A 237-nucleotide genomic window follows, 5' to 3' on the forward strand; every position below is an offset into this window, starting at 1 on the left:
CACCAACATCGCGACACAGAAATGCCTGGTCGAGACCGGTAATAATACTGTGAAATTCAGTCCAGATAGTGCTCTTACCAAAACGACGGCGAACTTCTGCCACACACTGCCCGGTACTGACTTCCGGCTCACCGGAATTTACCAGATACCAGTTCAGCTCCGGCAGCTCCTGACTGGTTTCTACCTGGGCATTTTCCATGCGCACCAAGCCACCGTGAACAGTCACCATTGGATCAA

General features: G+C 51.9%; 1 pseudogene. It reads right to left on the reverse strand.

The window, feature by feature from the left end:
* Positions 1-237, reverse strand: a pseudogene (locus ACY2RR_RS24725) (hypothetical protein); the annotation flags it as partial.

The sequence above is a fragment of the Parendozoicomonas sp. 2304DJ65-17 genome, assembly GCF_058148445.1.